Source organism: Algoriphagus marincola DSM 16067, assembly GCF_000429405.1.
Classification (GTDB): domain Bacteria; phylum Bacteroidota; class Bacteroidia; order Cytophagales; family Cyclobacteriaceae; genus Algoriphagus; species Algoriphagus marincola.
This window is the reverse complement of sequence record NZ_KE386897.1, coordinates 402,210-428,820: the sequence shown is the minus strand read 5'-3', so window position 1 is coordinate 428,820 and position 26,611 is coordinate 402,210. Positions and strand designations below refer to the sequence as shown.

Here is a 26,611-nt window from a genome sequence, read left to right as displayed (position 1 = left end):
ACAATTTCATTTGAAAAACAGTATTCTAAATATCCTATTCATAGCCATTTTAGTATTCATATACGCCTGCAAAACGGAGATCTCAGAAGACAATCAGGCTGATTCTTCTACTGAAGAAAACCTATACTTTGGCTATAAACCACCAGGTTTAATCCCCGAAGTCTTTGTTCCTAAAAATCAATCTGCCGAAGATTGGAAATTGGGAAATCCAGACCAGTTGGACATGAATGAGTTTTATTTCGCTTACACAGGAAATAACCCTTTTGAGGATCCCGTAATTGTATTCCGAAATGAAGGAAGCTATTACCGGGTCAATAAATACAACTTTAAACATAATCCTGGCGATAGTACCATCTTATATTCCAGATGGAACTACATTGAACGCACTGATTCGGGTTGGTCAAAAATGAAAAGTTTGGGACCCATGTTTGAAAGAGATGATTGGGGGATTATGGTGATGTCAGTATCTTCTAAAGGCACTCTAGTTTTTGATGATTATAAGAGTAATGATGTAATCCGAATATCAAGGATTATAAATGGTAAACGTGAAGAACCAAGATTACTTGATGAACACATCAATACAGGAAAATGGACTGCTCATCCATTTATCGCACCAGATGAATCCTTTTTGATATGGGGTAGCGAGCGAGCTGAAGGATACGGATTGTCTGATAATTATATCAGTTTCCGACAGCCGGATGGTTCTTGGGGCCCTGCCATAAATATGGGGGATCAGATAAATTCAGAACTGGTAGAAAATGGTGCTCGATTAACACCTGACGGAAAGTATTTACTTTTTGGAAGATCCGAAGAAAAAGAAGGAGAGGATGGAAAAAAATATTGGGAGACCACCAACTATTGGGTCGATGCCAAAATTATTGAAACTCTCAGACCACAATAGTCTATTAGAAAAATAGAAGCATCCTAGTTTTATTGGTGTTTTATGCTCAATGGTCATTTAAAAGAGGATGCTTATTTTCAACCAATTGGCTATTCATAATAAGCAGATTAGTACAATAAGTATACTGAATAAAAAAAGGTCCATTTTAAAAAAATTAAACACAAAATCAGCTATGCCTCACTTCATTATTGACTGCTCAGAAGAGCTATTGCAAAAGCAATCTGCGGAAAAGATCATGAAAACAGTTTACGAAACTGCGAATTCCTCAGGCCTTTTCCTACCGGAGGACATCAAAGTCAGAATTAGACCTTTCCACTATTTTTATGGATCATTTTCCCCTAAGGAATTTATTCATGTTTTTGCCAATATCATGGAAGGAAGAACAGCTGAGCAAAAAAATACCCTTTCAAAAAATGTGGTGACACAACTCAACAAGCTTTTTCCAGAACTCGCTATTGTATCGATGAATATCAGGGATTTCGAGAAGAAAGGATATTTCAACAAAAATATGATTCCCTAAAATCGGTCTTAATTCAAAAACCCTTGAAGCTTGGTTTTGTATGTCTGACCAATAGGGATCATCACCTTTCCAATCTTGAGCTGGTTGCCTTCCAAAAAGTCAATTTGATTTCGATTGATCAGGTAGGACTTGTGAACCCGAATGAAGGCTGGAGCAGGCAATTTCTCCTCCAGATCTGAAATTTTATCCGGACAAATCAACATGCCCCCAGAATGAAAGACTTTAGTGTAATTCCCCAAGGCTTCCACATAAAGAATCTCTTTCAACTCCAGTTGAACATATTTTTTATCTGATTTCAAGAAAATTTTACTTGGAAAACCCTCTTTTAGCTGATCCTCATCTTGCACTTTGGTAATCCTTAATTTATTGATTGCCTTGATAAACCGGTCCAATCCAAAGGGTTTTAATAAATAGTCAGTGATATCGAGCTCATACCCTTCCAAGGCAAATTCCTGATAAGCTGAAGTAACTATCACTTTTGGAGGATCTGAAATCGACTTGAGCATTTCAAATCCGGTCAACTTGGGCATATTGATATCCAAAAAGAGCAAATCAGCATTTTCTTTCCTAAAAAACTCAAGTGCCTCAAATCCATTGTAGAAATTCCCAACCTTATTCAAGAACGAAAAATTTTCGCAATAGCCTTCAATAATTCGATGTGCAATAGGCTCATCATCCAAAATCACATAATTGATTAGCTCCATAAAATTTCCAAAATCACTTGATGAACTTGTTTGTTTTTACTGATTTGCAAAATATGAGCCTCAGGATAAGCCAACTCCAATCTTCTTTTCAGGTTTTCCAACCCTATTCCCGGTTGATGACTTGTTGAATCGGGATCGAAGTTATTTTCCACTTGAAATCTTAATTTCTCATCGTTTGATTCAAGCAAGATGTTAACAAAAGCCCCTTCAGTTAATTTCTCCACTCCATGCTTAAATGCATTTTCTATAGGGACCAACAAAAGTAGTGGTGAAATCATCCTATTCTCAAGAATGCTCACTTCAAAGCTGATAGTAGGAAGATTCCTATGTCTTAATTTCTGCAATCCCAGAAAGTTTTCCAAATACTCCACCTCTTTAGCTAGAGTTACTTCTTCCTTTCTTCCCTCATAAATTGTGTAGCGCATCATATCTGAAAGCTTCAACACCACTTCCGGAGCTTGATCGGATTTTTCGACACTTAGTCCATACAAATTGTTTAGGGTATTGAAAAGGAAATGGGGATTGATCTGATTTTTTAGCATGGCCAATTCGGCTTGATTCTTTTCAACTTCTAAATCCCTTAGCCTTTTCCACTGCTCAAAAATCCAAAGTAGCAGGAAAAACGGAATGGGAAGTAGTAGCATTAAAATAGCCAGCTCGCGCTGATCAGAAAAGTAGTTTTCGGTGAATCGAATGTACAGAAACAAGCCCCAAATCAAACCATAAACTGGTAGAATGAGCTTTTGGTATTTTTTGAAAAAAGCCGGGGCTACAAATCTTGCCACTCCCACCCAAAACAAAATCAATAAGGCAATAGAAACCGGATTGTCTGGAAAGTCCATCCATCGATCTAGAAGCAGAATTCCTGAAAAGAAAAGTCCCAAATACAAGACCTCGAGTAAGCTTTTACTTCGAAAACGGATCTTTTTTCCATAATAAAATAAAAGGCTGACAAGAATCCACCATGAACCAAGGATCAGGATATTTTCGAGGTATTCCTGTGGATCAATTCGAATCAAGCCCAAATAATGAAGTAAAAGAGTGGCCAGAAGTATCACTCCTAATCCCCATCCCAAGGCTCTATAAATGGCAGCTTTTGCGAACATACTCCTAAGGTAACCATTGCCTGTTTTCCAAAAAATAAAGATGATCAACAGGTCGATTTTAATGACCAACACCACCAACCCCCCTTATCTTCCCAAAAAATCCTCCATTCCATCAGTTCATCCTCATTTCTGACTGCTTTGACATCTTAATTCGGTAGGCTCATGTGATTTATCCAGATTCGTCAAGTCAAAAAAATGAGACATGAACAACTCACTTGAAATACGAAACCTGAGCAAAACCTATTCAAATGGGGTCAAAGCCCTGAATGACATTTGCATCACTATTGAGAATGGAATGTTTGGTCTCTTGGGACCAAATGGAGCAGGGAAATCCAGTTTGATGAGAACCATCGCCATGTTACAAACAGCCGAATCAGGTAAAATTCTCTTCAACGGTTTGGAGGTTTCACAAAATCCCCAGAAAATCCGATCCGTCTTAGGCTATTTACCCCAAGAATTTGGCGTATATCCCGGCATATCGGCCTGGGAACTGATGCAACACATGGCAGTACTCAAAGGAATTGGAAGCCCGTCGGAAAGAGGCAAACAAATTGAACAACTCCTGCATCAAACCAATCTTTTCCAACATCGAAAAAAAGCCGTTTCCTCTTTTTCAGGTGGAATGCGTCAGCGATTTGGCATTGCTCAAGCACTCCTTGGCAATCCCAAAATAATCATCGTCGATGAGCCAACAGCCGGATTGGACCCAGAAGAGCGCAACCGCTTTCTAAATCTTCTGGCAGAAATCGGAGAGCAGGTCATTGTGATCCTTTCTACCCACTTGGTTGATGATGTACAGGAGCTTTGTACGCAGATGGCTATCCTGAATCAGGGCAAAATCCTATCCAAAGGAAATCCTCAAGCCTTAACCAAGAGCCTTACCGGAAAAATATGGGCCAAGAAAATTGAAAAGCCCGACTTACCCCGACATCAATCTGAACTCGATGTGATTTCCTCCAAATTGATCGCAGGGAAAACCAAGATTCATGTTCAAGCTGAAAATTGCCCAGGTCTCGATTTTGAGCCGGTAAGTCCAAGCCTGGAAGATTACTATTTCAGCACTTTAAAAAACCAAAACCAAAAAGCATGAACCAGTTTATTCAATTAATCCGATTCGAATTGCTGATTCAACTCAAAACTTGGACAGCTCCAGTCTTTGCGCTAGCCTATTTTGGTTTTGCCTTTCTGATGGGAGCCCAGGGTACTCCCGCCTCTGAAACAGTGTTTAACTCTGAATATCAACTCTTTTTCAAGATGGGATTGCTTAGCCTAGGAGCGGTTTTTTCCATGATGTTTTTTGTGGTGAAGGCTACTCAACGGGATACTCAATCCCAAATGGAAGAATTGGTATTTGTGACACCAATTTCCAAAATAAGCTTTTTTATAACCCGTTTTTTTGGCACCTGGCTCACTTCCTTGATGGTCATTCTTCCAGCCCTTATTGGATTTCATTTTGGGGTCGCATTCTCAGATCTTGATCCAAGCAGAATCCTAGAATTTCAATTCGGCAGCAGTCTTTCAGTAGCCTTTAAGCTTCTCATCCCCACGGTCACCACACTTGCTGCTTTGCTTTTTACAGTTGGAATTTTGACCAAAAACCCGCTTGCAACCTATGCAATGGCTGTGGCTATCTATGCCGCGTACTTTATCTGCTCCATTTTTCTCAACTCACCCCTGATGGCAAATGCAACACCTGTAGCGAGCGATAATTTGATTTGGGCAGCGGTCCTGGATCCATTCGGACTTTCCGCATTTTTTCATCAGACAAACCTCTGGACAAGTTTTGAAAAAAACCATTTAGGAGTCCAACTGTCAGGCTTTTTTGCCTGGAATAGGCTGATTTGGTTTCTAATTTCAATCAGTCTCTTGACCATGGCCTACCAACGCTTTTCATTTAGAAAGTCGAAGGGGAAACAAAAAGTCAAAAAGGAAGAGATTACTGAAGCGTTAGAGCCAGCTCAAGTAGAAAAACTGATTCCAAAAACAGGTCAATACCGAGCAGTCTTTGCATCTCACCTCCGGTCCTCTCTTCAATTTGTCTTCAAGAGTATTCCGTTCTGGACCATCTTAGCTGCCTGGCTAATCATCGCAGCAACTGAGATCTACTTTAAACTCTTCTCAGGAGGCTCTTACGAAGAAAGCTTTTATCCTGCCACCCAAATTCTCTTAGACAGAGTGCAGCAACCGCTGTTGATCTTCGGGATTATCCTCTTATTGTTTTACAGCGCATCCCTCACTTGGAGGGAAAAAGATAGCCGGATGAGCGACCTAATCCATGCTACTCCTGCCCCAAAAGGACTGCTGTTTTTAGCTAGCTGGACTACCTTGGTAATCCTAATGCTCACCATGATTAGCCTGACCGTTTCTATTGGCTTGATTTTCCAACTGGCCCAACAGCCATTAAGCAGCCATTCCTGGGCCCTACTCTCACTTTTCCTGAGCCCCGGCCTGAGTCTGGTCTATTTCAGTACACTGTTTTTACTGATTCAGCGGTTCATACCACATAAGTACTTGGGAATAGGCCTCTCTGCTATCAGTTTCGGACTTTTTGCAGGTCCCTTGAGTTCTACTGTGGGTTTGTCACATCCGCTATTTCAATTTGGAAATATCCCATTCTTAACTTACAGCGAACTAGCTGGATTTGTCATTCAAGTGAGGCCTTTCTTGCATTTAAGCCTGATTTGGGGAGTATTTACCCTGGCACTTGGGACTTGGCTTTATTCGGTATGGGACCAAACAATTTCTCTTCGAGGTCTAAAAATACTGAGGAATACAAGCACTCGACTGGCACTTCTTTTTTCTACCCTTTTTCTGGGATTTTGGACAGGCATGTATTTGAAAACAGAACGCGAAGAAAGCTTTCCTTCAATGACCAAGCTATTGGATCAACGGGCATGGTATGAGAAAGAATTCAAAAAATATATTGATGCACCTGTTTTGGCCTATGCAGATTTACATTTTGAAATAGATATGAAGCCTTCTCAGGGAGCTTACGAGGCAATCGTGCGTGGAAAACTAGTTAACCCCAGCACACAAGCCGTTCAGGAATTATTGATTCAGGAAAAAGAAAGTTTGCATGATTTAATTCTAGAAAAAACAGAGGACTATGGCTATGTCGAAGAATTAAAGCTGTACCACATTCGCTTTAAAGAGCCAATTTTTCCCGGCGATAGTCTAGGCTTTTCATTTACCGTCAAGCCACAAAAAAACATTCTTGGTTCTCAAAAAGCCCTCGTACCGAACGGATCCTACCTCAATTTCAGGGATTTCGCTCCATTCTTTGGATACTCTGAATCCATGGAAATCAAAGATTATGCAGAACGGAAAAAGCGAAATCTTCCTCCAAAACCCTTAGCCAATCGGATAGACACGCATAGCGGAAGTACTGAAAAAAACCTGTTTAAAGTGACTTTTGAGGCTATTGTGAAAACAGAAAAAGATCAGACTGCCTCGACGTCTGGAAAACTGATTGAAAGAAGAGTGAAGGAAAATCGAAGCATTTACCATTTCAAATCCAAAGAGCCTATACTCCCTGCTCTTGCATTTTTTTCAGGCCATTACCAAAAGGATAGCCTGGATAATGGAAGCAGTCAACTCGAAGTCTACAGCCTTGAAACTCATAGCCGATTCAATTCAAAAACCCTTCAGATTATGAAGGAAGCCTTAATCTATTGCAATGAAAACTTTGGCGAATATCCTTTCAATCACTTGAAATTGGTAGAAATCCCAGGCTTTTGGGGAATTGGTGGCTATGCCCATCCCGGCGTGATCAGCATGACGGAAGACAAATATTTCCTTGTCAAAGAGGGTTCTCCTCAATTTGACCTTCAGACCAAGCGAGCAGTTCATGAAGTCGCGCACCAATGGTTTGGCCACTTATTGGCTCCACGAAATGTGCCGGGAGCCTCGTTATTTGTGGAAGGCTTAGCCAAATATGCGGAAGTGTTGCTTTTGGAAAAAATGATTGGGAAATCAGCTACTTGGTACCTAAGTGACCAAGCCAACAGAACCTATTTTACAGGGAGAGCCATTTCCACAAAGCCAGAAAACAGTCTTGCCGAACAGGAAAATCAAGGCTATTTGGCCTACGGAAAAAGTTTGTCAGCCTTACTTGCTGCTCGAGATTTTTTGGGAGAAAAAGAACTCAACAGCATCATTCGCGAGCTGGTGGATACTTCCCGAAGTCAAGCCAAGCCGGTCGTTGATTCTGAGCTTTTCCTAAAGAAAATGAAGGAAAAAATATCTCCTGATAGACAAAAACTCATAGAAGACTGGTTTGAAAAAATCATCACCTATGACATCCGAATCCTAAAATCTGAAATCGAAAAAACCCCAGAAGGTCAAATAAAACTAAGCCTAGACTATGAGGCTACCAAATTGGAAAGACAACTTGACGGTTCGGAGCGGGAAGTAGCTATGGAAGAGGAAATCAAACTGGCTGCATTTGAAGTACACCCTAAAAAACTGGTCTCTGACCACCAAAACCTTTTCACTCAAAATGTAAAAATCCGATCAGGCAAAGGTCGGTTTACGCTCTCACTGGATCAAATTCCTTCCTGGATAGCATTGGATCCTTGGGGTACTCGCCCAGATCAAAACCGGGAGGATAATTTTATAGAGATTTCTGGCAATGAAGAAAATCGCTGAGTCCACTATGAATTTAAATACCGATTAATCCTCTTTACTTCTCAGTATAATCCCTAACAATACCACGATTGTCATCGTGATTAAAGCAAAAAATTTCTCAGTAGCGGATTGCGCAAGTAGATTCCCCAGGGTATTGAGTAGAAATAGAATAAGGAAAACCCAAAGAGAGACTTTCACCACCTTATGAGGGAGTAATTGCTTAATGAAAGATCCTTTAATTAATAAAACGAAGATTAAGTAAAAAGTGGCCAATAAAGAAATACTTTCGAGGAGATAGGTATTATCCCTAGCCTCTGAACTTCCTCCCCATACAATGTCTTCTGGAATAATCTTTAGAAGAACACTGACATGAAAAAATACCAGTGAGACAAGAATTAGCAATAAAGTTTTAGTGGCAATATTTGGTTTCATTTTTTCTCCTTTTTCTCAAACTATAGAAGGTCAATCAAAGTACTAACTTCATACCCTCATGACTTGCTACAAACCCGAGACTTTCATAAAAACTTTTTGCCTTTGTTCGCTTCTTGTCAGTAGTTAGCTGAAACAAATGAGCCCCTTTTTCCTTTGCTCTGGAAATGGCCCACTTGATCATTTCAGTTCCAAGCCCAGTTCCTCGATGATTTTTATGAATCCTTACCGCTTCCAACTGGACCCGAATACCACCCTGATAAGTCAAATACTGAATAAAAGTCAATTGCATGGTGCCAATAATCTCTCCTTTCAAATTTTCAACTACCATCAATTCTTGATTGGGGTCCAAGCTGATATTTTCGAAAGCATCCTTATACGAGGCAGGAACTGGAAATCGAAAGTCCTCACGGGTGCTTCCAAGGTCATCGTCCGCCAGCATTTCCACAATATACCTTAGGTCCCCCCTTTTTGCTTTTCTTACTTGCATGTCGTTGTTGAAAATAATGTTATCGTTTGATTTATTCGTTCAATTATTTCAATTATTAAAAAGAGTTACTGCAGCAAAATAGAAACCTGTGAAACCATTTGCTATCCCAACCTGTGGAAGCTAGACCATTTTTTGTGTTTCGGAGCAGATCTTAAAATAGGAAAATTCCCTTGAATCATTCCGATTGAACAAAAGCTGTAAACTCAAGGATAAATCAATACCTATTCAAGTTTCAAAAAAGAAACATTTTTAGCTCTGCTACTGGATACTTCAAATCCTGTGAGATCATTGGATGTATTCCTTCTAAAAACCACCTTTAAAAAAGATCCTTTGTTACCGATGAAATAATCCTTTTTGATCGCTTCCAAATAAAATTCTCCAAGCCTGGTGTGTTTTGCGACTAACTGATTCCCAATTATGGAAAATGAGTAATAGGCGTTCAATTCAGGGCTGTAATATCTTCCCGTAAATTCATGTAGTTTGGTGGCATTGTAATTTGCAGGAATATATTTCTCAGAAATGATTTGATACCCATCATCCAGTGTAATAATCATCTCCTCTTCCAAAAAAGAAACTGCAACATAATCCTCAATATCCAATTCAAAACTATGTTCACCGACAGGGACCAATGCAGTTTTACCATTGCTTGTAATAAAGCGTAAGGTATCATTCTCAAATTTAATCTCCCTGGAGTAACTGTCACCCTCATCCCAATAATGGCCTTGATAAGGCTTTAATTTATCAGGTGTAATTGAGATAGGTTCTTGATGGGTCAGCTTATTGGGAATTGTATTTATGGCAATTTTATCATTGGCATATACCTCCAAACAAATATCCATGATATCATAAACCATCCTTGCACCATTAATTTCGCCGTTGATATTTGTAAAAATCACACTGAGATTCAATTCTGGAAAAGTTGCCAAATAAGCCTGATAGCTCGCATCTTGACCACTATGCTCTAGGCGTTTAAAGCCTCTGTAGGTATTGATAAACAAGCCATTAGCATAGGCATAGTTTTCACCATTATTCAAAGGTCTCAAGGTCAGCATTTTATCAAAAACAGCTTGGCTACCTATTCTTTTGGTCTGATAATTAATAGCCCATTTACTCAAATCTGTAATAGTCGTATTCAGATTAGTGGCGCCAACACTGAAATTATTAAAAAGATCTTCCACGTAAATTGAATCAACCTTATAATAAGAAAGACTTTTGTTTTTGACCACCTGTCCTTTTTGATCGACAAATTTTGAATCATTCATTTGCAGGGGTTCAAAAATGCGTTGCTGCGTAAATTCTGCAAAAGACATCTTCGACACCCTAGCCACAATTTCTGCCAACAAGGCATAATTGGCATTACTATACATATGTTTCTCATTAGGCTGGAAATTCAATGTCTCTTGATTGAAAATGATATCTAATACCTGTTCATTGGTGATCACATCATCTAGCGTCCATCCAGAAAGTCGTAAAAGGTTGTACTTATCCTTTAGCCCACTGGTATGATTTAATAAATGACTGATGGTTATTGTATTCTCAAATTCATGCATCTCCGGAAGATAGGCTCTAATATCATCGGCTAAGGAGAGTTTTCCTTCTTCTTCCAATAAAAGGATGGCAAAAGCTGTAAACTGCTTTGAAACTGAGGCCACATGGAACGTGGTGTATTTATGAATTGGTATTTCATAATCAAGATTGGCCAATCCAAAATACTTTTCATAAATCAATTGATTTTCCTTTACAAGTCCGATAGCCACACCAGGTTCATTCTCATGATAATTAGCTAGCAGGCTATCAATTTTAAAAGAAATGGATTCTAAGTCTGAATTTACTTGAGCTTTTGCACAGTGAATACATGCAAATTGTAGAATTATTAAAAACCTGAATTTCATTTTTTTGAATTGTTTTTACTTTGATGCTCCAATTGCTTTTTTAGAGAATTGAATTTTACCCAATAAATATCTCCTCTGATACCATCTCCCCGATGGAAAAACAAATACCTCCCATCAGGGGAAATACTCGGGCACATTTCGTTTAGATGGCTATTGACTGATGGCCCCATGTTCAAGGCTTTAGTCCATTGTCCATTTCTTTTGAAACTGATGTATAAATCACTTTCTCCATGCCCAAGATCACGTTTTGCATCATAAATAAGATAGCTTTCATCAGGGGCTATGTAAGAATGGGCTATATATTTTCCATGAAAGTTGATCGCCTCTCCCATCCTTTCAATCGATCGATATATTCCATTTTTCTTAATTGAACGATAGATTACCCAATCTTCAGGCTTATCCCCTTTTTCTCCTGTGGTAAAGAACAGGTTTTCTTTTAAAGAAGCGGTCAGATACATGATCACTGACTTTTCTATCATTGGACTTTCTAATGGAACCGGATCACTCCATCCATTTGGAGTTCTCGTGCAGTACCATTGATGAAGTCCGTTGGATTTAGCAGAATCAGGCAAGGGCCTTGTGCTGCCAAAATAAAGCCGGGTTCCCTGTGGGTTGATGTGTGGCTCAAAATCCCATCCCGATTCTGCCTTAAAAATCACAGGTTCCGGTTCAGACCAAACCTCATTTTCCAATTTCATCATCCAAATCTCATTTTGGGAATCTGGCTGCCTTTTTGTCCAAAACACTTCATCCATTTCAGGACTGAAAGTGATCGCAAATTCAAAGGCATCAGTTGAAATTGTCCCTTTGCCAAAGACTAAAGCTTTTTCATTTGGAAGGCTGTCACTTAATAAAGTAACCTTCGAATTCTCTATGATTTGCTTTGAACAGGCAAATAGAAATAAGGCGAAAACAGGAATACTCGAGACCCTCTTGAGATTCTTCACAGCAAAATCACCCCATCTTGATTTCATTCTTACTGAGGAATAAAGTAGCTAAGCCTACCAGTACTAAATATTCGACTCCCAAAACCCAAAAACCGGGATCCCCAAAAAAGCTAAGATGATTACCTCCCGCGGGAATAATGAATAATGGAACTGTAATCATTGCATCCAAAATCATGGTTAGAAAGAACATATAGCCACCTAATATCATCCAGTTTATTCGCGGATTGCGTCTGTAATAGATGTAGACCCCCATAAAAACCGCTGGTACTAAAGCCACAGTCAATGCCCAATTTGCCTGGTCATCCAGATTATCCATTATAGGAATGAAATAAGAGCCAATAAAAGCACTGACTCCTATTACCCATACGACCAATGCTGAAATACTAGCTTGTTTAATATTTATTGCCTGCATGATCCTCTCCTGTTTAAATGCTACCGGACACCGTTTGATTCCAAACCCCTGTCAAAGCAGTCTTTTGTACGTATTCTTCAAATGAAGTAGCTCTTCTCCCCAGAACTCTTTCCACATCCTTGGAGACAAGCTGATTAGCAGGATTTCCAAGAACATCTTGAAACAAATAACTGAAAAGCCATACATAAGAATCAGGGAGTCCTGCAGCTTTCATTCCTTCCTTGAATTCTTCAATAGAAATTGGAAGGTATTGTATGTCTTTTCCTGTTCCCTTCTCCATCATTTGAACAACCTGCTGAAATGTCAATCGCTCAGGGCCGGTTACAGTAATGATTTCTCCATTGTAGGAATCATCAAGCAATACTTTTGTAACCACCTCTGCTATGTCATCAGCATCCACAAATGGGATTTCTGCCTCTGGCATTGGTAAGGCTACCTGCCTCGCCAAAATAAAATCCAAGAATGCCCCTTCGCTAAAATTTTGGTTAAACCAAGATGCTCTCACGACAGTATAATTCAAGCCTGAATTCGCAACGATTTCCTCACAGGCTTCCGCTTCCCTTTCACCTTTTCCGGATAGAAGCACCACTTTTTCTAACCCTTCATGCAAGGCAGCCTCTGTTAGGGCTTCAATGGCTTCTTTAGCACCTGGCACCGCTAAGTCAGGATAATAGACGATATAAGCTCGATCTATTCCTTTTAGAGCCGGGGCGAATGTGCTGAAATCATCCCAATCAAATGCAGGAGAGCCTTTTCTTGAGCCCACGAATACATTCTGGCCCAGTTGAAACAATCCTTCTACCACTCGGTGACCAGTCTTACCGGTCCCTCCTATTACTAAAATATTTTTCTTCATAGTTCGTATTTTATTTTTGTGATTAATTCTTCAATTGAAAGTTGAGAGCTATAACAGTCATTAAAAAGGACAGGACTGAAAACAGCATCCGGTAGGTGTGGAACTTGTTCCATCTCAATTCATAATATTCCCTGAATTCGGTAATTTCTTTTGTACTTAGTTTAGCTAAATTCAATAGCTCCAACTCATTATTAAGGGGTATATTACCCATCCCTGTCACACCTATTGTTCCAAGCAGATACGTCAAAGTCGCAGCTACCAGAATCCAAAAACCGTTCGTACCCTGCCCATAAATGCTATAGGTCGAATAGGATAGTGCTGCTATACTCCCGAAAAAGACCAAAAAGAAAGCAGGGTTGATAATTTCCCGATTAATACTTTGCATGGTCTCCAAATAGCTGAGGCTATCCACTTTTTGGGTTCCCGGAATTACCGAAACCGACCAAGCAAAAAATAACCCCGCTGATAGTCCCGTGAGAACCAATGCTACATTGAGTGAAATATTCTGAATCTGAACTTCCATCATTAATTGATTTTTTGTTTTAAAAGCCAGTTTTTTAATTGACTGTATTCTTCCTCCGTCAGTTGATAATCAGTTCCCTTAGGCATGCTCCTTTCAATGAATACCATTTGATAGATTTTACCTGCTCTCCTAGAAATATTCTGTTCTTTAAAGACCATAAATGGGTTCTGTCTTTGATGACAGACATTGCATTTGGTTTGGAGAATTTTCAAGACTTCTCTTTCTATCTGCAGGTCTTCACTGGCAGCATACTGAAAGTTTACCGGTTCCAATTCTTCTAGAGGAATGAAGCTTGACCCTAGAAATAGGACAACTGTCAGAACACTGAAAAACAAAGACTTATATGTGAGATTTTGATTCAACTCAATTAACTATTGATATGAATACAAAGGTATAGGCCATGAGTGTCCTGCTATTGACAAGTTAAGCCAATGATTTAGCACTTTGCGCCAAACTGAAAAATTTCTACTTTTTTTTGAACTCGGAGGGTGAACAGCCTACCCAACGCTTGAATGCTCTATTGAATGTACTTTGCTCGGAAAAGCCTGTCTCATAGGCAATTTCTCCTATACTTCTATTGGAGTTTTTAAGCAGATCCTTGGCAACTTCTTCTTGAGATTTTTGTACCAACTCGCGGAAAGTGATCCCTCTTTCTGATAATCTTCGGTTAAGCGTACGATTACTCATGCCAATGTGACTGGCTATTTGGGACAATGACGGAATGCCACTTGGCAAGGCATTCTTGATAAGTATCTCAACATCAGAGGAAATTTTCCCTATACTAAATTCTATTCCACGCGTCTCTTCTTCCACTCTGTCCACCAAAAATCGATTGATACTTATATCAGCTTTTGCGGTACGCATCTCCAAATCTACCGTTCGGTAGGTAATGGAGTAATAGGGTTTATTGAAAAATATTTTACAGTTGAAGGCTTTTATATAACTCGATAAATCACCCGGTGAGTCATGCTTAAACGTAACTTGCGTAGGAGATAAATCCGTTTCGGTCATTGCCTTGAGCACCACTATCGTTGCAGAAATAGTAGCCTCATTAGAAAGTTCGACTCCTCTTCGATGAGGTTCCCTCAATAAATAGATATGCGAAAGTTCACCATCTCTTTCCATTTTAAAAAAGTACGTGTTCGATAATAATTTGAAATATCGCTCACTTCGCTCAAAGATCTCACCTGCCCAAGAACAAGTCCTCCATGATAAACCCAGGACACCGTAATCTTCAATTTCCATTTTTTGTCCTACTCTTATTGCAAAACCGGGCCCAAGCCTTTCATCAAGTAGTTCATGCAATCCGAAAAAATGGTCTGCCGGTACCGCCTTAATTGAATCAATTACATCAATCGAGGTTGGGAGATTGGTAAAATCCTCCTTGGCCATACCTTCCTCAATAGCACAGTCAATTATTTTTTTATAAAGATTGATAGAGATGTATTTCACTTCAGGATGTGATTGCCTTTTGCAAATAGACAAAAGCAGGAGATAAAATTTAGCTTTTTAAAGATAAAGGAATCCCTGAGAAAGTAGAATCAACAAAAAATCTTGGTAAGCATGAAATTTATTTTATTTATGAAAGACAAAAAGATATTTATTTAACAAATATGAAATAAATGATTACTTTTATATTTGTTAATTAAATCACACCAAAATGAAATCTCATTCAATTGGGGAGTTTGAAGAATTGGTATTACTAATGGTTGCTGCCTTACATGATCAGGCTTATGGGGTATCCATATTGACTGAACTAGAAAAAGAATCAGGTAAATCTATGAATATCAGCGCGGTTCATGTGGCACTGAAGCGAATGGAAGAAAAGGAATTCGTAACGTCCAGATTTGGAGGAATAACAGGTGAAAGAGGTGGAAGACGTAAAAAGTATTATGTTATTACCGCCTTGGGAAAACAGGTCCTAGATCAGCAATTCACCCTCAGAAGTAGTCTCTACAACAGAATCCCAAAAATCTCCTTTGGCTGATGCATCCACCCCGAAAAGCACTTAAATTCCTCCGCTGGTTCTGTCGAGAGGATTATCTCGAAGAAATCGAGGGAGACCTTGTTGAATTATTTGAGGAAAGATATAATTCGTTATCCCCCACTCAAGCAAACCGAAAATTTATCTGGGATGTAATCCGTTCCTTCAGGCTAAGAAATATTAAAAAGGTTGATTTAAGCCATCTAAAAGACTTCATGATGTTCCAACATTACTTAAAGATTGGAGGAAGACAACTCATTAATAATAAGGGCTTTTCAGGAATAAGCATTCTGGGACTTTCCATGGGGATAGCGTGTTGTCTGGCCTTATTTGTTTTTGCCGATTATGAATCAAGTTTTGACAGCTACCATCCATACACCGAAAGAAGCTATCGGGTAGTTCAGCAAACTCAATATGTCGATCAAACCCTATACTGGAACACAACTGCTTATCCACTGGCAGAAGCGTTGCGGGAAGACTTTCCAAATTTAGAACTCGTCACTCAAACTGCAGGACCATTCAACAGTCTATTAAAAGAGGATAAGGAGGGGACGGATAATTACAGTTTTGAATCCAAGTACACCCTCTATGTCGACTCCCACTACCCAAAGGCTTTTGAACTGAACTGGCTTTCGGGTGATAAAAACACCGCATTCAACGCGCCTTATTCCATAGTGCTCACCGAAAGTTTAGCAAAAAAAATATATGGAAGTGCTTTTTCATTTGATACACTACTTGGAAAAAGATTGGTATTGGAAGGAAAAGAAGCCCTAGAAATAACAGGTATCATCGAGGATGCACCAGGGAACAGTACCCTTCAATATGAAGTATTGATTCCATTTGAATTATTTAGACTCAAAAATCCAGCCCCTTCAAGCAATTGGTCAGGAAATTATGGTGGAACTACCTTCATTGTTACATCTGAAAATCAAACTCCTGAAGAAATTGAATACGCTATTCGTATTTGGAAAGGGAAATATCTAAGTGAAGAGGATAACAGCAGAATTCAGTACAAATTACAGCCTCTTGATCAAATGCATACAGAGGCACGGTATGGCAGCAGTCCGGGAAGCTATAATATAAATCGCTCAACATTGATGAATGCCAGGTATGTTGGAATTTGTATTTTGCTTATTGCCATCGGGAATTTTGTCAATTTGGTAACAGCTCGATCAGTCAATAGAGCAAAAGAAGTTGGAATACGAAAATCAATAGGAAGCAGCAGACTCGATCTGTTCCAACAGTTTACTTGGGAAAACAGCTTTATCGTTGTAATCTCGATTATATTCTCCCTCCTTCTTTCATCGATTTTATTCAACCAAGCCAATCAAGTATTTTCCTCCATCAACCTTGAGTTAAACCTAAAATTGAGCCACATTGGAGTAATTTTAATCATAGGGTTTCTAACCGTTTTACTGGGAACATCCTACCCTGCTCTGATTCTTTCAAGATTTAAACCCCTTCAAATTATTAATAACCAAATCCCATTTTCAAAAACCCGGGGTATTTCAAGCAGAAAGGCTATCACAGTTTTTCAATTTATGATTGTCCAGATATTTGTGATTGCCACCATCATTGCTGCTTTCCAGATGGATCTATTCAAACATAAACCACTGGGATTTTCTTCAGAAAGGGTCTTAATGACTCCCGTTCCCCAAGCAGATAATACTGAACTTTTTAAAAACCAATTGCAGCAAAATTCAAACGTTGTGGATGTCACAATTGGCTCAGGCCCTCCCATGGCGGTAAATGGCCTTCAATTAGGTTCCCGTTTTAGAATTCCTGAGATGCCAGAGAATGAGGGCTATGAGACAGAGTTAAAAATTGGAGATGCCAATTATTTGAATTTCTATAACATAGAATTACTTGCAGGTACGAATTTCACAAAAAAGGCTGCCACCCTCAATGAGTTTATAGTCAATGAAAGCTTGATTAAAACTTTTGGCTGGACCCCGGAAGAAGCTATCGGAAGAAAAATCATTACCAATGAAGGAGAAGCTACCATTATCGGGGTGATGAAAGATTTTCACAATAATTCCCTTCAAAACGAAATTTCAGCCTGCATTCTCATAAACTGGGAATACTTTAAGGACAAAGCTTTTATCAAGTTAAATAAAGTGGATTCTCAGTCAATCCAAGATATTAAAGATATGTGGAAAAAGTCCTTTACCGGTTTGGTCTTCTCCTACGAATTTGTGGATGATTCGATTAGCAATGAGTATTTCGTGGAAACCCTCATATTCAATGGCTTTACCATATTTTCAATAGTAGCAATACTAATAGGTATCCTAGGACTAGTTGGATTGATGACCTTTTTGACCACACAAAGAACCAAAGAAGTGGGAATTCGAAAAGTCTTTGGCGCGAGTGTATCTGAGATTATCCTTTTCTTCTCAAAAGAATTCACCGTTCTAATAGGGTTAGCCTTTCTCCTTGCTTTACCCACAACATACTATCTAATGGAATATTGGCTTGAAAACTTCACCTATCGGATCACAATGACTTGGTGGATGTTTATTTGTGGAGGCTTGGCAACTTTACTTATTGCGGCAGTAAGCTCAATCACCCATGCAGTCAGAGCAGCTAATGCCAATCCTATTGTTTCAATTAAAACGGAATGATACACAATTTTTAAGTGGATAAATATTGGCAAGCATATCCCAAAAAAGTTAATTTATCTTCTTGCTTTCTTGGAGAAAAAGAAAAAGACCAAAAGCAAAACAATAACCAAAATGAACAACAAAAAAGGGGAGCCTATAGCACCCCTTCATCAGCAAAGGAATAATAGCCTTCCCGAGTAACGATCACATGGTCCAGCAAAGGCAGATCCAAGGCTCTTCCGATCTCAGTCAGTCGCTTAGTCAATCGCTTGTCCTGCTCGGAGGGAATCAGATTTCCTGAGGGATGGTTATGGGCTACGATCATCAAAAAACAAAACTAAACGTACTCATATTTTGAAAAACCATCTCAGGTTTTAATTTTCCAACTGCCCCCTCCTTTTGGAGTGCAACCCGAAATAATACAAGTATGAACATTTTTAAAATTTTAATTGATTTGATTTCCGTTCAATTAGCTCTATATATTCTTCCTTCATTTTCTCAGGTAGAAAACTTTCCAGAATAAACTGATTCCACTTGGGGATTAGTTTTTTGTATTTCTTAAATATATTCTCGATTACTTTTTGATCCATACCTGCTCTTAGCATGGCAGTTTCAAAATCCTTTTTATTGATTTTTTTCTTTTTGCCATTTAAGGTCAATGCCAGTTCTTCATCATCCCCCTCCACAACTAACTCAGAGGCAACTAAATCATAAGCAGGGCAGAAATCATATTTCAGATTTCTTTTTAGCAATGAGAAATTTTTCAAATGCATGTCATTGTTTCCTGTTAAAAAGCAAAATAGAACCAATTCGTAAAAATCTGTTACTCCCAATCCAGGATTGGAAGCATACTTTAGGATAGCCTTTGCAACCTGCTCATAAGATCCTTTGTATTTATGTTCAGTAAGTCTTTCTGTTAACTGACACATGTCCTCCATGTGCAATTTTTCACCATTATTTCGATCAATTCTTTTGGTGATATAAGCCCGCTGTCCTGACTTCAATTTAATTAATGAGTGTTCTACTGTTTTTATTTTACTTAATTCTGCCAAATGCATCGTTAAATCTTCAATTTCAGGCAGGTTTTGATAATTTTCGGATTGAGGCTTCAATATGTATTCTCCCCATAGCCCAACTATAGTAAAACGCTCGAATTCACCATTTTTTTCATTCAATCCTAGAGATAGCTTTGGCTGTACCCCAGTTACGGTTTTTTGGCTTTTAATTACTTGTTCTGCTAATTGTACTAGTTGATTTTCCGTAAAGTCCAATATTGGAGGGATAAGCTTATCGTAAAACTTCTTGCTACATTTTGGATGGTAACCATTTAAACCAGCAGTAGTATTTAAATCAGAGGGGCTTATCGTTTGGTAACAGTATAGGCATTTGTTCTTCATGTCTTACATTTCTTTAATAGATACCGCACCTATACAATCCTGGCAGGTCTTTAGTAAAACATCCATTCGGTCTCTAGGATCTAACTTCCAATTCTTTTGGGCAATATCGAGTAACCAACCTTCAGGTATTAAGCCATCAAAAAAAGGAAACATCACCTTGCTTGTATAAACTTTATCTGAAAGAGGCAGCGTTAAACTTATTGGTTCAGCTTGATCAGACTGTAGATATGAGGGGTCATATTTAAAATGGAATCCATTTTCGTCTTCCGTTAATATCCCCGAGAACTTATTATACATATATACTTCAGCTTTCTTCATCTCTTTCAGATTGTACAGGACCCAATTCGTGGCCAAATAATTTTAGAACCTGATTTACCTTATCCATTCGCAAACTTTCTTTTCCTTGCTCCAAATCCCTAACAAACCTTAATCCCACACCGGCTTTGAAAGAAAGATCTTCTTGAGTCAGACCAAGAGACTTCCTTCTTTTTTTAACAAATTCACTTAAATTTTTCATGAACCTATACCCTTTTGGGTATAAATATACACTATTATCGATTAAATATACCTTATCGGGTATAATAAAATAAAAAAACCAATAAATACACCCTATCGGGTATAATTCTAACTAATTCGAAACTCCTATACCTGATCAGGTATAATTAGATATATCATAGGTTAATTCTACTGCAAAGACAAACCATCTTCAGTCCAAAAGCAGAAATGCAATCCTACCCCCTTTTTTTGACATCATGGCATTTAAGAATGGGCTTTACCTAGCGGCAAATATGATGATATTGAATTCTATCGATACGAAATAAAAATTATTCAATTCAATGAGTAATATCAATCCAAAATGAACAAAAAAAAGGGAGCTTAAAGCCCCCCTTCATCCGCAAAGGAATAATACCCCTCAGGTGTCACTATGACATGGTCCAGCAAAGGCAGATCCAAGACTCTTCCGATCTCAGTCAGTCGCTTAGTCAATCGCTTGTCCTGCTCGGAGGGAATCAGATTTCCTGAGGGGTGGTTATGGGCTACGATCATCGAAGAAGCATTTGCTTTCAGGGCTGTGGCAAAGACCATTTTGGCATCCACTACCGTTCCTGATGTTCCTCCACTGCTGATGGTACAGATTCCCAAAACTCTGTTGGCCCGGCTGAGCAACATCAGGTGAAAATCCTCCACCAACTCGATCCGATCGTCTTCCCAAAACTCCAAAAATACCTGATACACCTGTCGGGAACAGTTCACCTTCGGTCTGTCACTGGCCTTTATCTTGCTGCTATACCCGATGGTAATTTCAGCTACTGTACCCAAATCGATTTTTTCTCTTAAAGCTTCCATAATTGTTTTTGATTTTGTGAAACATGAATTATGGAATGACCCCAAGCCTGTCCTGAGCAAGGCCAAGAGGCAAAGGAATAAATAATGAGCCGCAGGCGAATGGCTTTATGCCGGAAGCTCTTGGCCGCCTCCGAAGAGACAGGCTTACCTTATTCCGGAATTCAGGTGAATTTTTAAACTTTACCCCTTTAAAAATCTCAAGCCTTGGGTTTGAATGGATATCGGATATGCCATTATCCTTTCAAACCAAGGGCTGATAAAAACTGGCTTTAAGAAAAATCTATTTTCCAATTGAAGAATGAAATTGGGAAAGTGATTTAGAATGAAAACATAGCTTTACATTTTCCTCCCTTTCATGGATAATCGCTCCTTCAATTTCCCCATATCCTCTTTTACTTTTGCTTCAACTACTCGGGCATAGATCTGTGTGGTTGAAAGTTTATTATGCCCTAATAATTTACTTACCGTTTCCATAGGCACTCCATTTTTTAGTGTAACAGTAGTTGCGAAAGTATGCCTAGCCACATGAAAGCTGAGATTTTTATCGATTTCACAAACATCTGCAATCTCTTTCAGGTAGGAATTGAGTTTTTGATTGGAAAGGACCGGTAAAAGCAGACCCTTTGAGGAAGCCCTAGGATGGTCAGAATACTTTTCAATTAAATCCAATGCCTTGGGCAGAACAGGAATCTTTACAGGCGTATTGGTTTTTATCCTTTCGGTATAAAGCCAATAATCTCCTTCAGATTTAACCAAACAATCCTTATTCAAAGAAGCCACATCTATGTAAGCCAATCCTGTATAGCAGGAAAACACAAAAAGGTCACGAACAAGATCAAGCCGTTGATTGGCAAATTCCTTTTCCTCTAGCTTTTTCAATTCATCGCCGTCTAAAAAATCTCGCTCATAGCGTTTAAACTTAAATTGGTATTTCTCAAATGGATTCTTTTCCAATAGGTCCATCTTCACAGCCAGGTTAAGAATTTTCTTAAGCCTTTCCATGTGTTTAAGAATACCATTATGCTGGAGTGGACGCTGATGATCCGTAGGCTGATGTCTTCTGAGAAAATTCTCAAAACCCATGATAAATTTATAATCCACTAACCGAAACGATATGTCCTTTTTGCGAAGTGATTTTTCAAGATACTCCAAAACATACTTTTTGGTTGTTTCATAATTTTTTAAGGTTCCAGGTTTGAGGGTAGACTCCATCATCTCCTGATGATAATCTATCAGTTCCCGCAATGAAAAGTCCTCTTCCTCAATCCCTAGGACTGCAGATTTAAGATCTTCCACAGTAAAGGGAAGATCCCTAACCATCATTTCATGATACTTTGAAATGACAAAAGACTTAATCTCCTCTAATGCATCATTGATTCGCTGACTTTCCAAAGAAGTCCCTTTCACAGTACCTTTTGCACTGTTCCAGGAGTGTTTTGGAATGGACTTTTTCATGCTAAATTCCGATCGCCTACCATCCACAGTCAGACGTAAAAACAGTTGCAAAATCTTCGGGTCTGCTTTTGAATGCCTCCCAACAAATTGAATCCCCAGTGTTTTTCTACTTTTCATAATTTTTTCAATCAAAATTAATTTACAAAACTTCTGATTTTCAGCAGTTTACAACAAGTCATGATTTTTTTTATGATAGTGAGACCCCAAAAGTGCCTTTAAAGGCTTCTAGAGGGGTTAGGAATCTTTACTTTTTCAAGTACTTTTTTCCAGAAACAGCTGAAAACAGGCTATATTTTACTTTAGTTTGATTAACCTATCTACTTGTATTTCATTTAATTAAAGCACTTCTGGTGAGTATCGATTTTTATAGTTCTCGGGTTCACCGATTTACTCACCAGTTTTTTAGCTTGTTTTGATTCCTTTTGGTAAGCCTAAAAATGAAAAAGCCTTGAAAATCAGTGATTTACAAGGCTTTGATTTCTTTTAAAATCCTATTTTGTCGGGGTGACAGGATTTGAACCTGCGACCACACGCCCCCCAGACGTGTACGCTAACCGGACTGCGCCACACCCCGATTTTATGATTTCCGAGACCTAATCGGCTCCCTGAATCGCGAGGCAAATGTAAAATTTTCAGCCAAAATATCCATTTTCAATTCGAAAAATTCCCAAGATTCTAAACCCCAGCATTAACTCTTTTTCTTCAGAAGAACCGAACTCGTAGAAACTTTACAGCAGTGAACACACAAAGTGACATTTTCACTAATCAACTTCGCTTTCCGAATTGCCTCTGCCCCATTATTAAATGGGCCCAAATAATCTCGATCCAAAGAATCAGGAATGTTGCTGCATTCCCTTTCATGAATCTCAAGCATATTGTCTTCATTGGGGGTATTTGACAAATAAAAGAATTTCATAATCGGCTATTGTAAGGGGCTACTTAATTCACTCCGTTAAATCGGCCCCAAAATACGAATCAAAAAAACACAAAAACATCCCCTAAAAAGGGTATTTTTCAACCTTTTTTTGTCAATTTTTCCCGTCTTTTCTCATTTCACTCTGTCTCATCGGCATTGAATCTATCCGTTTAAAAGTTTTCAATAAATCCAAATCCCCTGATTTACCTGAAGATTTTACTCCGCCATCGAGACCTATAAGCATCCAATCTGCCCGAGGATTTTTTGATTTTAACTTCAAAAATGATTCAACTTTTATATCCAATGTATCTGTCGAATAAACCAATTCTTCATTTTGAAATCGCATGATGATCAGTTTCCGTTCTTGAATCTCATCTAACTGAGTCTCGAGAAGTTTTTTATCAATTGCTTCTTCTCCAAAAATCACTAGCAGCCTGTTCTTCCATCTAAAATCTTCTAAGCTCAAAGACGGATTACTACTCAAAACTACCATAAGAAAAACACTCCAAATTAGACTCATGATTATTCAACTTACTAATAGTTAGGATGTTTGAAGAAAATCAAGAAGCAAATCCTCCCACTCATCATCCAGCGAAACTGAAGGTCGACTGACACCTGCCCTTCTATACCAATACTCTGCATTCCAATCATCTCCTTCCTTTCGGTGGAGATAGGCATGGACCTTAGCTGCTGACTTACCCGGCAGTTGGTCCACTTCAGCATGGGCCATATCCCAATTTCCTCTGAAATCCCACCAAAGTGAGCGTAGCTCTGGTGAAAAACTTGGCAGCGGTTGTTCTAAATTTTTGAATTCTTTGACGGTCATTAGGTTGATCGTTTTATTTGATTTTCAATTTTATTTTCCAATCTCTAAAAAAAATAAAGCTTTCGCATCGAAACATTGCCTGTTTTTCAAAAAACACATAACAATAATCACAAAATAGAAAATTTTTTACCTGTTGGCTGGAAAGCTAGAAGTTCTATATTTGCCCAATTATTTAACCAAGCAGTCTAAAGAAAAAAAATAAATGGAAAACTTAATCTACATTTTACCAGCCTTCGGGTTGGTCGGATTAGCATACATGTTTTATCTGAGAACATGGGTGAACAAGCAAGATCAAGGCGAAGAAAACATGAAGAAGCTTGCTGGCTACATAAAAGAAGGTGCAATGGCATTCTTAGCAGCCGAGTACAGAATGTTGGCGGTCTTCGTGGTCATTGCCGGAGCTCTTTTAGGTGTCGTTTCAATGTTGGTTGAAACCACCCACTGGTTCATTGTTGTAGCATTTGTTATAGGAGCCGTTTTCTCAGCTATTGCGGGAAATATCGGGATGCGGATCGCCACAGACGCTAACGTAAGAACCACGCAAGCTGCAAGAACAAGTCTGCCAAAAGCTCTTCAAGTTTCTTTTAGAGGTGGTACTGTCATGGGTCTAGGTGTTGCTGGATTGGCCGTATTCGGTCTTTCACTATTACTTGCCCTTCTCGTCCAATTTTTTATTACCGGTGAGCAGTCATTCTACATGGAAATGACCATCGTTCTCGAAACGCTTGCCGGCTTCTCCCTAGGAGCTGAATCTATTGCCCTTTTTGCACGTGTGGGTGGAGGTATTTACACTAAAGCTGCTGACGTAGGCGCTGATCTTGTAGGTAAAGTGGAAGCTGGAATTCCTGAAGACGATCCTCGTAACCCGGCTACCATTGCAGATAATGTGGGGGATAATGTAGGAGATGTTGCTGGTATGGGCGCTGACCTTTTCGGGTCTTATGTAGCCACCATGTTGGCAGCGATGGTATTGGGTAACTATCTGATCAATGATATCAACAATGGCACAGCTATGAATGACGCCTTTGGCGGAATGGGTCCAATACTATTACCAGTTTTGATTGCTGGCATCGGGATTGTTTTCTCGATCGTAGGGTCTTGGTTCATCAAGATCAGTGACAACAATGCCAAGGAGCCGCAGGTGCAGGCTGCATTAAACAGAGGAAACTGGGGATCAATCATCTTAACAGGTATTGCTTCTTATTTCATCATTGACTGGATGCTACCTGCAGAAATGCAAATGACATTCTTCGGTAAAGGTTTGCAAACTGTAACCTCGTTCAACGTTTTTGCTGCCGTATTGATCGGTTTGGCTGTGGGAGGTTTGATTAGCTACTTTACTGAGTATTACACTGGTATGGGTAAGAAGCCTGTAATGACCATCATTCAAAATTCATCTACCGGAGCTGCAACAAATATCATCGCAGGCCTTTCTCAAGGTATGATGTCCACTTTTGCTCCAGTATTGCTTTTCGCTGCTGCCATCTGGGGAGCCTATGCTTTTGCAGGTTTCTATGGAGTAGCCATTGCTGCATCTGCTATGATGGCTACCACTGCGATGCAGTTGGCTATCGATGCGTTCGGACCTATTGCTGATAATGCAGGTGGTATTGCGGAAATGAGCGAATTGCCAAAAGAAGTACGTGAGCGTACTGATATTTTGGATTCTGTTGGTAACACGACTGCTGCTATTGGAAAAGGTTTTGCAATTGCTTCTGCAGCCTTGACTGCCCTTGCCCTATTTGCAGCTTATGTAACATTTACAGGTATCGATGGCATCAACATTTTCAAAGCACCTGTTCTTGCAGCGCTTTTTGTTGGAGCGATGATTCCAGTAGTATTCTCTGCCTTGGCCATGAGTTCCGTTGGGAAGGCTGCCATGGCGATGGTGAAAGAAGTAAGACGTCAATTCAAAGAGATACCCGGTATCATGGAAGGCAAAGCCGAACCTGAGTATGACAAGTGTGTGGAGATCTCAACGACGGCATCTTTGAAGGAAATGATGCTTCCAGGATTATTGACAATTGTATCTCCGATCTTGATTGCCTTTTTGACACAGTTGTTTACTGGAGACACCCTATTGGCTGCTGAGGTTCTCGGCGGATATATGGCGGGTGTTACAGTTTCCGGTGTGATGTGGGCTATCTTCCAAAACAATGCCGGTGGTGCTTGGGACAACGCCAAGAAATCATTTGAAGCAGGTGTGATGATCGACGGAGAAATGACCTATAAAGGATCAGAAGCGCACAAAGCAGCTGTAACTGGCGACACTGTCGGAGATCCATTCAAAGATACGTCAGGTCCATCCATGAATATCTTGATTAAGTTGACCTGTTTGGTTGGATTGGTAATTGCACCGCTTCTATCTTCACATGATTCTCATGGTGAAATGGCAGATGCCAAAGTAATCGAGGTTAAAAAAGAAATTAAGGTTGAGGAAGGGAAAGAAATTGTCACTGTGACCGAGAAAATCGTCAAATAAACCCTCCTTGATTAATCATAAAAAAAGATCGCCGTTAAATACGGCGATTTTTTTTGCCTAAATTTTAATTACTGCAAAAAACAGCAACTCTATTTTTTACCTGAAAATCAAAGAAAACTCACTTTTAAAAGAAATTTCAGGCCAAATCTTCGGATTTTAACCATTTTGTTTAGTAAATTAAAATCTGTTCTACAAAAT

26 protein-coding genes and 1 tRNA gene are annotated in these 26,611 nt (G+C 39.2%); 7 read left to right on the top strand and 20 right to left on the bottom strand.

Going from position 1 to position 26,611, the window contains the following annotated elements; genetic code table 11:
* Nucleotides 1-10: 10 nt before the first annotated feature.
* On the top strand, nucleotides 11-901 hold the full coding sequence (locus G457_RS0116985; RefSeq protein ID WP_026947524.1) for a hypothetical protein: 891 nt from the start codon (nucleotides 11-13) through the stop codon (nucleotides 899-901).
* Between the two features lie 172 nt (nucleotides 902-1,073).
* On the top strand, nucleotides 1,074-1,421 hold the full coding sequence (locus G457_RS0116980) for a 5-carboxymethyl-2-hydroxymuconate Delta-isomerase (protein ID WP_026947523.1): 348 nt from the start codon (nucleotides 1,074-1,076) through the stop codon (nucleotides 1,419-1,421).
* Nucleotides 1,422-1,429: 8 nt separating this feature from the next.
* Here the strand turns inward: G457_RS0116980 and G457_RS0116975 are convergent, their stop codons facing one another.
* Together G457_RS0116975 and G457_RS0116970 are read right to left on the bottom strand one after the other, a co-directional pair.
* Entirely contained in the window at nucleotides 1,430-2,125 is a 696-nt protein-coding gene (locus G457_RS0116975; protein WP_026947522.1) for a LytR/AlgR family response regulator transcription factor, read from the bottom strand.
* Nucleotides 2,116-3,279, bottom strand: coding sequence for a sensor histidine kinase (locus tag G457_RS0116970; protein WP_155847183.1), 1,164 nt, complete (start codon nucleotides 3,277-3,279; stop codon nucleotides 2,116-2,118). Before G457_RS0116970 ends, G457_RS0116975 begins: the two co-directional genes overlap by 10 nt.
* Before the next feature lie 154 nt (nucleotides 3,280-3,433).
* Between G457_RS0116970 and G457_RS0116965 the strand changes: the two genes are divergently transcribed.
* The gene (locus tag G457_RS0116965) at nucleotides 3,434-4,321 is read left to right on the top strand and encodes an ABC transporter ATP-binding protein (RefSeq protein ID WP_026947520.1); all 888 of its coding nucleotides are present in this window, start codon (nucleotides 3,434-3,436) and stop codon (nucleotides 4,319-4,321) included.
* On the top strand, nucleotides 4,318-7,878 hold the full coding sequence (locus G457_RS0116960; protein ID WP_026947519.1) for an ABC transporter permease/M1 family aminopeptidase: 3,561 nt from the start codon (nucleotides 4,318-4,320) through the stop codon (nucleotides 7,876-7,878). The genes G457_RS0116965 and G457_RS0116960 overlap by 4 nt, the downstream gene beginning before the upstream one ends.
* 24 nt (nucleotides 7,879-7,902) lie before the next feature.
* On the opposite strand, the gene G457_RS0116955 is transcribed toward G457_RS0116960, so the two are convergent.
* The 9 genes from G457_RS0116955 to G457_RS0116915 form a co-directional block, all read right to left on the bottom strand.
* Entirely contained in the window at nucleotides 7,903-8,289 is a 387-nt protein-coding gene (locus tag G457_RS0116955; protein ID WP_026947518.1) for a hypothetical protein, read from the bottom strand.
* Nucleotides 8,290-8,323: 34 nt separating this feature from the next.
* Nucleotides 8,324-8,776: a GNAT family N-acetyltransferase gene (locus G457_RS0116950; RefSeq protein ID WP_026947517.1), complete on the bottom strand. Its 453-nt coding sequence runs from the start codon at nucleotides 8,774-8,776 to the stop codon at nucleotides 8,324-8,326.
* A gap of 221 nt (nucleotides 8,777-8,997) precedes the next feature.
* Complete coding sequence (locus G457_RS0116945) at nucleotides 8,998-10,668, bottom strand: serine hydrolase domain-containing protein (protein ID WP_026947516.1); 1,671 nt, start codon at nucleotides 10,666-10,668, stop codon at nucleotides 8,998-9,000.
* Nucleotides 10,665-11,642 carry a TolB family protein gene (locus tag G457_RS0116940; RefSeq protein WP_026947515.1) on the bottom strand — a complete coding sequence of 326 codons (978 nt, stop codon included), beginning with the start codon at nucleotides 11,640-11,642 and terminating at the stop codon, nucleotides 10,665-10,667. The genes G457_RS0116945 and G457_RS0116940 overlap by 4 nt, the downstream gene beginning before the upstream one ends.
* On the bottom strand, nucleotides 11,623-12,027 hold the full coding sequence (locus G457_RS0116935) for a DUF5367 family protein (protein ID WP_026947514.1): 405 nt from the start codon (nucleotides 12,025-12,027) through the stop codon (nucleotides 11,623-11,625). Before G457_RS0116935 ends, G457_RS0116940 begins: the two co-directional genes overlap by 20 nt.
* A 13-nt stretch (nucleotides 12,028-12,040) precedes the next feature.
* Entirely contained in the window at nucleotides 12,041-12,883 is an 843-nt protein-coding gene (locus G457_RS0116930; RefSeq protein WP_026947513.1) for an NmrA family NAD(P)-binding protein, read from the bottom strand.
* A 22-nt stretch (nucleotides 12,884-12,905) separates the two neighbouring features.
* Nucleotides 12,906-13,409, bottom strand: coding sequence for an anthrone oxygenase family protein (locus G457_RS0116925; RefSeq protein WP_026947512.1), 504 nt, complete (start codon nucleotides 13,407-13,409; stop codon nucleotides 12,906-12,908).
* Nucleotides 13,409-13,768, bottom strand: a complete 360-nt coding sequence (locus G457_RS0116920; RefSeq protein ID WP_026947511.1) for a hypothetical protein — start codon at nucleotides 13,766-13,768, stop codon at nucleotides 13,409-13,411. Before G457_RS0116920 ends, G457_RS0116925 begins: the two co-directional genes overlap by 1 nt.
* 103 nt (nucleotides 13,769-13,871) lie before the next feature.
* On the bottom strand, nucleotides 13,872-14,858 hold the full coding sequence (locus tag G457_RS0116915; protein ID WP_026947510.1) for an AraC family transcriptional regulator: 987 nt from the start codon (nucleotides 14,856-14,858) through the stop codon (nucleotides 13,872-13,874).
* A gap of 208 nt (nucleotides 14,859-15,066) precedes the next feature.
* Between G457_RS0116915 and G457_RS0116910 the strand changes: the two genes are divergently transcribed.
* Both G457_RS0116910 and G457_RS0116905 read left to right on the top strand, forming a co-directional pair.
* Nucleotides 15,067-15,393, top strand: a complete 327-nt coding sequence (locus G457_RS0116910) for a PadR family transcriptional regulator (RefSeq protein ID WP_026947509.1) — start codon at nucleotides 15,067-15,069, stop codon at nucleotides 15,391-15,393.
* On the top strand, nucleotides 15,393-18,011 hold the full coding sequence (locus tag G457_RS0116905) for an ABC transporter permease (RefSeq protein WP_026947508.1): 2,619 nt from the start codon (nucleotides 15,393-15,395) through the stop codon (nucleotides 18,009-18,011). Before G457_RS0116910 ends, G457_RS0116905 begins: the two co-directional genes overlap by 1 nt.
* Nucleotides 18,012-18,144: 133 nt before the next feature.
* Here G457_RS0116905 and G457_RS22620 read toward each other — a convergent pair whose 3' ends face one another.
* The 9 genes from G457_RS22620 to G457_RS0116845 all read right to left on the bottom strand — a co-directional run bounded on the left by G457_RS22620 (nucleotide 18,145) and on the right by G457_RS0116845 (nucleotide 23,931).
* Nucleotides 18,145-18,315 (bottom strand): JAB domain-containing protein, encoded by a 171-nt coding sequence (locus G457_RS22620; RefSeq protein WP_081701475.1) that lies wholly within the window; start codon nucleotides 18,313-18,315, stop codon nucleotides 18,145-18,147.
* Between the two features lie 112 nt (nucleotides 18,316-18,427).
* The gene (locus G457_RS0116890; RefSeq protein ID WP_026947507.1) at nucleotides 18,428-19,387 is read right to left on the bottom strand and encodes a HipA domain-containing protein; all 960 of its coding nucleotides are present in this window, start codon (nucleotides 19,385-19,387) and stop codon (nucleotides 18,428-18,430) included.
* Between the two features lie 3 nt (nucleotides 19,388-19,390).
* Nucleotides 19,391-19,705, bottom strand: a complete 315-nt coding sequence (locus tag G457_RS0116885) for a HipA N-terminal domain-containing protein (protein ID WP_026947506.1) — start codon at nucleotides 19,703-19,705, stop codon at nucleotides 19,391-19,393.
* Nucleotides 19,692-19,904 carry a helix-turn-helix transcriptional regulator gene (locus tag G457_RS0116880; RefSeq protein ID WP_026947505.1) on the bottom strand — a complete coding sequence of 71 codons (213 nt, stop codon included), beginning with the start codon at nucleotides 19,902-19,904 and terminating at the stop codon, nucleotides 19,692-19,694. The genes G457_RS0116885 and G457_RS0116880 overlap by 14 nt, the downstream gene beginning before the upstream one ends.
* A gap of 359 nt (nucleotides 19,905-20,263) precedes the next feature.
* The gene (locus tag G457_RS0116875) at nucleotides 20,264-20,734 is read right to left on the bottom strand and encodes a JAB domain-containing protein (protein WP_026947504.1); all 471 of its coding nucleotides are present in this window, start codon (nucleotides 20,732-20,734) and stop codon (nucleotides 20,264-20,266) included.
* Between the two features lie 336 nt (nucleotides 20,735-21,070).
* Entirely contained in the window at nucleotides 21,071-22,306 is a 1,236-nt protein-coding gene (locus G457_RS0116865) for a site-specific integrase (RefSeq protein ID WP_026947503.1), read from the bottom strand.
* 382 nt (nucleotides 22,307-22,688) lie between these two features.
* Nucleotides 22,689-22,763: transfer RNA gene (locus tag G457_RS0116860), tRNA-Pro, on the bottom strand.
* A 454-nt stretch (nucleotides 22,764-23,217) separates the two neighbouring features.
* Nucleotides 23,218-23,571, bottom strand: a complete 354-nt coding sequence (locus tag G457_RS0116850) for a DUF4174 domain-containing protein (protein WP_248602874.1) — start codon at nucleotides 23,569-23,571, stop codon at nucleotides 23,218-23,220.
* A 75-nt stretch (nucleotides 23,572-23,646) separates the two neighbouring features.
* A complete protein-coding gene (locus G457_RS0116845) occupies nucleotides 23,647-23,931 on the bottom strand; it encodes a hypothetical protein (RefSeq protein ID WP_026947501.1) in 285 nt (94 codons plus the stop codon).
* A 202-nt stretch (nucleotides 23,932-24,133) separates the two neighbouring features.
* Between G457_RS0116845 and G457_RS21790 the strand changes: the two genes are divergently transcribed.
* Nucleotides 24,134-26,413, top strand: coding sequence for a sodium-translocating pyrophosphatase (locus G457_RS21790; RefSeq protein WP_051260875.1), 2,280 nt, complete (start codon nucleotides 24,134-24,136; stop codon nucleotides 26,411-26,413).
* Nucleotides 26,414-26,611: the final 198 nt, after the last annotated feature.

What these genes read in the sequence shown, in the direction of transcription:
- G457_RS0116925 (WP_026947512.1), bottom strand. Translation starts at nt 13,409, where the DNA reads ATGATGGAAGTTCAGATTCAGAATATTTCACTCAATGTAGCATTGGTT.
- G457_RS0116965 (WP_026947520.1), top strand. Translation starts at nt 3,434, where the DNA reads ATGAACAACTCACTTGAAATACGAAACCTGAGCAAAACCTATTCAAAT.
- G457_RS0116950 (WP_026947517.1), bottom strand. Translation starts at nt 8,776, where the DNA reads ATGCAAGTAAGAAAAGCAAAAAGGGGGGACCTAAGGTATATTGTGGAA.
- G457_RS0116875 (WP_026947504.1), bottom strand. Translation starts at nt 20,734, where the DNA reads ATGGAAGCTTTAAGAGAAAAAATCGATTTGGGTACAGTAGCTGAAATT.
- G457_RS0116905 (WP_026947508.1), top strand. Translation starts at nt 15,393, where the DNA reads ATGCATCCACCCCGAAAAGCACTTAAATTCCTCCGCTGGTTCTGTCGA.
- G457_RS0116930 (WP_026947513.1), bottom strand. Translation starts at nt 12,883, where the DNA reads ATGAAGAAAAATATTTTAGTAATAGGAGGGACCGGTAAGACTGGTCAC.
- G457_RS0116885 (WP_026947506.1), bottom strand. Translation starts at nt 19,705, where the DNA reads ATGAAGAAAGCTGAAGTATATATGTATAATAAGTTCTCGGGGATATTA.
- G457_RS0116845 (WP_026947501.1), bottom strand. Translation starts at nt 23,931, where the DNA reads ATGACCGTCAAAGAATTCAAAAATTTAGAACAACCGCTGCCAAGTTTT.
- G457_RS0116945 (WP_026947516.1), bottom strand. Translation starts at nt 10,668, where the DNA reads ATGAAATTCAGGTTTTTAATAATTCTACAATTTGCATGTATTCACTGT.
- G457_RS0116865 (WP_026947503.1), bottom strand. Translation starts at nt 22,306, where the DNA reads ATGAAAAGTAGAAAAACACTGGGGATTCAATTTGTTGGGAGGCATTCA.
- G457_RS0116880 (WP_026947505.1), bottom strand. Translation starts at nt 19,904, where the DNA reads ATGAAAAATTTAAGTGAATTTGTTAAAAAAAGAAGGAAGTCTCTTGGT.
- G457_RS0116935 (WP_026947514.1), bottom strand. Translation starts at nt 12,027, where the DNA reads ATGCAGGCAATAAATATTAAACAAGCTAGTATTTCAGCATTGGTCGTA.
- G457_RS0116940 (WP_026947515.1), bottom strand. Translation starts at nt 11,642, where the DNA reads ATGAAATCAAGATGGGGTGATTTTGCTGTGAAGAATCTCAAGAGGGTC.
- G457_RS0116955 (WP_026947518.1), bottom strand. Translation starts at nt 8,289, where the DNA reads ATGAAACCAAATATTGCCACTAAAACTTTATTGCTAATTCTTGTCTCA.
- G457_RS0116975 (WP_026947522.1), bottom strand. Translation starts at nt 2,125, where the DNA reads ATGGAGCTAATCAATTATGTGATTTTGGATGATGAGCCTATTGCACAT.
- G457_RS0116890 (WP_026947507.1), bottom strand. Translation starts at nt 19,387, where the DNA reads ATGAAGAACAAATGCCTATACTGTTACCAAACGATAAGCCCCTCTGAT.
- G457_RS0116980 (WP_026947523.1), top strand. Translation starts at nt 1,074, where the DNA reads ATGCCTCACTTCATTATTGACTGCTCAGAAGAGCTATTGCAAAAGCAA.
- G457_RS22620 (WP_081701475.1), bottom strand. Translation starts at nt 18,315, where the DNA reads ATGATCGTAGCCCATAACCATCCCTCAGGAAATCTGATTCCCTCCGAG.
- G457_RS0116960 (WP_026947519.1), top strand. Translation starts at nt 4,318, where the DNA reads ATGAACCAGTTTATTCAATTAATCCGATTCGAATTGCTGATTCAACTC.
- G457_RS0116910 (WP_026947509.1), top strand. Translation starts at nt 15,067, where the DNA reads ATGAAATCTCATTCAATTGGGGAGTTTGAAGAATTGGTATTACTAATG.
- G457_RS21790 (WP_051260875.1), top strand. Translation starts at nt 24,134, where the DNA reads ATGGAAAACTTAATCTACATTTTACCAGCCTTCGGGTTGGTCGGATTA.